Annotated in this window: 2 protein-coding genes and 2 pseudogenes; all 4 read right to left on the bottom strand. The window is 70.0% G+C overall.

Annotated elements, in window-relative coordinates:
- Positions 1-875: pseudogene (locus ACXJKL_RS16150) on the bottom strand (M15 family metallopeptidase); the annotation flags it as partial.
- A 122-nt stretch (positions 876-997) separates the two neighbouring features.
- Positions 998-2,797, bottom strand: coding sequence for a glycosyltransferase (locus tag ACXJKL_RS16145; protein WP_457208046.1), 1,800 nt, complete (start codon positions 2,795-2,797; stop codon positions 998-1,000).
- Complete coding sequence (locus tag ACXJKL_RS16140) at positions 2,794-3,627, bottom strand: glycosyltransferase family 2 protein (protein WP_457208045.1); 834 nt, start codon at positions 3,625-3,627, stop codon at positions 2,794-2,796. Before ACXJKL_RS16140 ends, ACXJKL_RS16145 begins: the two co-directional genes overlap by 4 nt.
- Before the next feature lie 211 nt (positions 3,628-3,838).
- A pseudogene (locus tag ACXJKL_RS16135) lies at positions 3,839-4,069 on the bottom strand (MFS transporter); the annotation flags it as partial.

The following is a 4,069-nucleotide window of genomic DNA, read 5'->3' as shown; positions in this document are numbered from 1 at the left end:
ACCCACGACTGCTCGGGCGCGATCCGGCCGGCGCCGAGCACCGTGTAGCGGAACGTGCCGACCGCGTCGGCGACCGAGCCACCGGTCAGCACCGCGGTCTGAGTCGCGCCGGGATCGAGGTTGGGGCCGAGGATGGTGATGGAGGCCTCGTCGCCGACGAGGTCGACGAGGTCCTTGCGCACGTCGCGGGGTGAGTTGATGCCGGTGTAGACGAGCAGGGCGTTGCCGGACTCGATGCCGAGCTCCTTTCCCCACTCCTCGTTGACCACCGCGTCCACCTGCGGCACCTGCGGGGCGTAGGCCCCGATGTGGACGCGCGCGGCATCCTTGTCGTTGCCGAGCTTGAGGTAGCCGTCCTTGTCCTGCAGCGTGCGTCCGACGGCCTTGTCGATGGCCAGCTCTCCGCCGGCCACGCGGTCCCACACCTCCTGGAGCTCCGCGCTCGCGTACGGCGTGTAGTTGCGGTACGTCGCCGGGTCGACCGCGGCGACGGTGATGACGCCGTTCTGCACACCGAAGTCACCGAGGGACAGCCGTTCGACCCGCTCGACGCGACGGAAGCGCGAGATCCGCCTCACCAGCTCGTCGCTGAGCGGCTCCTTGGAGTAGATGCGCAGGTCGGGGCCGACCAGCGTGCCGGTCCGCCTCCCCGGCGGGTCGACGGCGTGCTCGGGGTCGGCGACCGGGACGGCGGTCGCGCCGTTCTTGCCGTCACCGTCGCCCGACGGCTCGGGTGAGGCGCTGCTGGATGCGGTCGTCCCAGGGTCCGGGCCGTCGGCGGCGTCGACCGGGTCGCCGTTGCTGCACGCAGTGGTCAGGGCGAGACAGAGCGCGGCGGCCAGCAGTACGGCAGCCAGGCGTCGTGCTCGCGTCATTGCTCCCCCTCTCCGGAGCCCAGCGTAGGCACGTGGTCGGAACCGCGGACCGGATCCCCAGAGTCGACGCAGCGCTTTCAGCCGCGCGGCGCTCGAAACCACGTCACGCGCAGAGAGACGTTCTATGGCGTACGACGACGTGGCGGGGTGCCCTCCCCGCTGCTTGGGGACTGGTCGCCCCGCAGTTTCTCGAGCCAGCCACGGACCCTCCCCACACTTCTTCGCGGCCGCGCGATGCGCTGATGCTCACGGGCCAGCAGGACGCGCAGGCGCGCTGCCTCGGCCTCCGCGCCGGCCAACCTGTCCTCCACGTCGTCCAGCTGGGCCCGCTGGCGCTTCCCGAGCTCTTCCGCAGCGTCGAGCCTCACTCGTGCGTCCCGCATCATCCATGTCTCACCGGTCGGCATCAGCATCGGTCGCGCGTCGACGCGACCGAAGAGGGCCTGGAGGTTGTCGTCCCACTCGGACTGCGGGTGCTCCGTCCGCGAGGAGGGGCGGTCGCGCCACCAGTGATATATCGCCAGGGTCCGATCGATCGTGGTCACGCCCGTGATCTGCGCTGCACGCAGGAGGAAGTCATAGTCCTCCATCGTGGTCATCGACTCATCGAACGACAGGCCGAAGTCGGTGTGGAGGGACCTGGGGAAGACGAACCCGATCGGGGGTGACTGGTTGGCCGTGACGTGCTCGAAGAGCGAGAAGTGTCGGCTGTAGCAGGACTCCGGCGGACCCGTCGACCTCACACCTGGCAACCCGTGGACGTCGGTGGTCGTCACGTCCTGACGCACGGTCCGGACGCGCAGGATGCGGCCTGCGTGCTCGCGCTCCGCATGAGCAAGCTCGACCACCCAGGTGGCGAGCACCAGGTCGTCGTCGTCGAAGACACTGACGTACCGGCCGCGCGCGTTCTCCAGACCGAGGTTCAGCGGCGCTGACCGCTCGCCACGGTCGAGCAGGAGGAGCCGGATCCGGTCCCGAAGGAAGTCCGGCTGCTCCTCGATGACCCGTCGGACCTCTGCCTGCTCCGCGGGCGCCGTCCGGTGCGCGACCACCAGGACCTCGAAGTCGGTGACGGTCTGCCCGGCCAGGGCGAGGAGGGCTTCACGCAGCTCCTGGATGCGTCGCCCCTGCGTGCGCACGATGACGCTGAGGAAGACGTCCCCCTGGCTGTCCGCGGCCGAGACCTCGTCCTGCTCGGACCCGGCCGCGGTGACGGCCCACACGAACTCGGTGGTCGTCGCATGGGGCTCGGCCTGATTGCGGACGCCCCGCAGCCAGTCGCCGATCGTGGAGCTCTCGGACAGGGCGACGTGGCCCTCAGGAAAGTGCTGGTCGCTGTGCGGCAGCACCATGTTGCGCTCCGCGACCCTGACCAGGGCGCCGCGTTGCAGCTCTCGCTCGAGCGAGGCGGCGCTGTGGAGCGGGTGACGAGTGCGGTCCGGCCGCCCGACATCTGGGTCGTCCCACCTCCCGAGGAGGTTCTTGACCGCGACGTCGTAGTGCGTGACGTTGGGGGCCGAGATCACCGCAACACCGCCGTCGCGGGCGAGCAGTCGACCCACGTAGGCCAGGGCGGGCGACCCGTGCTCGAGACCTCCGAGGAGCGTGACGGAGGCGACCACCCGGTCCCCGAGGACCTGGTCCAGTCGATCGAACGCCGCCGGATCGCTGAGGTCCGCCTGGTGAGCCTCGTAGCCGCGCTCGCGGAGGTCCTGCACTCGCCTCGGGTCGACGTCGGCCCCCACGTAACCCAGGCCGAGGCGATCGCCGACAGGCCCCGCCAGATGGCCCTCGCCACAGCCAAGGTCGACGTGGACGGCTCCCTCAGGTCGCCCGGTCACCACGTGCTCCGACAGCAGGTCGAGGACGTGGCCGTGCGTACTGGCAGGCGTGCCGGAGGCGCTCGCGTCGGAATCCCTCATGTCCTGTACCGATGCTCCGCATGGAAGCCGTCCTGGAAGTAGCCGATCTCATGGGCGTCGTCTCGTCGAGGCACCAGTAGTCCTCGGTCGCGACGCTCCCTGAAGACGTCGGCCGCCTCGTGGAGTGCCCGGACCGACGACCTGTCGTAGTCGGCGAGCAGGGCGTCGAGGACGTCGTCACGCGACCACTTGTGCGCCAGCAGGAGCGCCGCCTGGGCGGAGCCGATCTGCTCCTCGGAGGTCGGGGCCTCGTCGCCGTCCTCGGTGAACACCGCGTCGGTGAACACGATGGCCGCCGGCTGGAAGACCACGTGACAGCCCGCTTCGCGGACCATCCAGGAGTAGTCCACGTCCGCGCCCTCCTCCACGAACGTCTGCTCGTCGAAGCCGCCGACCTTCTCGAACAGGGAGCGGGGCGTCATCGCGAACGCCAGGGAGGCCGACGAGGTGTGGCCGGTTCCTGTGTCGTAGGCCTTGGGATGCTCGATCGGGAGCCGCTTGGCCTCCGCCAGGCCCGTGGTGGGTTCGTCGAAGGTGCCCAGCAGGCGCCACGGCGCGCGTGCATCGGGGATGACCCCCGGATCGCAGGTGACGATGAAGTCCGTGTCGCCGAGCGCGGCGAGTGCGTTGTGGCCCTTCGCCGCCCGCACCCGCTCATCGAACACGTCGTACCGGATCTCGTCGAGGTGCGTGAACCGCGCCCTCAGGGCATCGAGGAGATCGTCGTTCAGAACCGGTGTTGTCGAGGCTTCGCCGAGCAGGACGACGAACCTGTCGCAGACCATCTCGGCCTTGCCGAGGCGGGCGGAGTTGTCCAGTGCCCCCAGCATCCTCTCGAGCCGTGCTGACGCGGATACCTGGATGACCGACTGCACGGCGATGGAGCACGGACTCGAGGAGAACGGCTGCTGCACGTTCGACCTTTCGTCACGGTGCGGACCGGTGCATGCGACCCGAGAAGGTGATGATCWGGCGCGTTGGCATGTTACATGGGCGCAGATCAGCGGACTCGCGCCGCGACGCGACCACCGGGGCCGCGGCTCACCGCGGCATCCGCCGCGGGATGGTGAGCCACGAGATCACCCCACCTGCGGCGAGCAGCACCGCGCAGGCGACCATCGCCGACCCGTACGCCGCGTCGAAGGCCACCGGATCGGCGTACGCGTCACCGCTGAGCCCGAGTGCCACCGGGAGCGCGGCCACCGCGAGGAGCGAGCCGGCACGGGCGATCGCGTTGTTGATGCCGCTGGCGATGCCGGCGTTGTCGTCGGG

This window comes from Nocardioides sp. P5_C9_2 (genome assembly GCF_054049555.1).
This window is presented reverse-complemented; position numbering and strand designations above follow the sequence as displayed.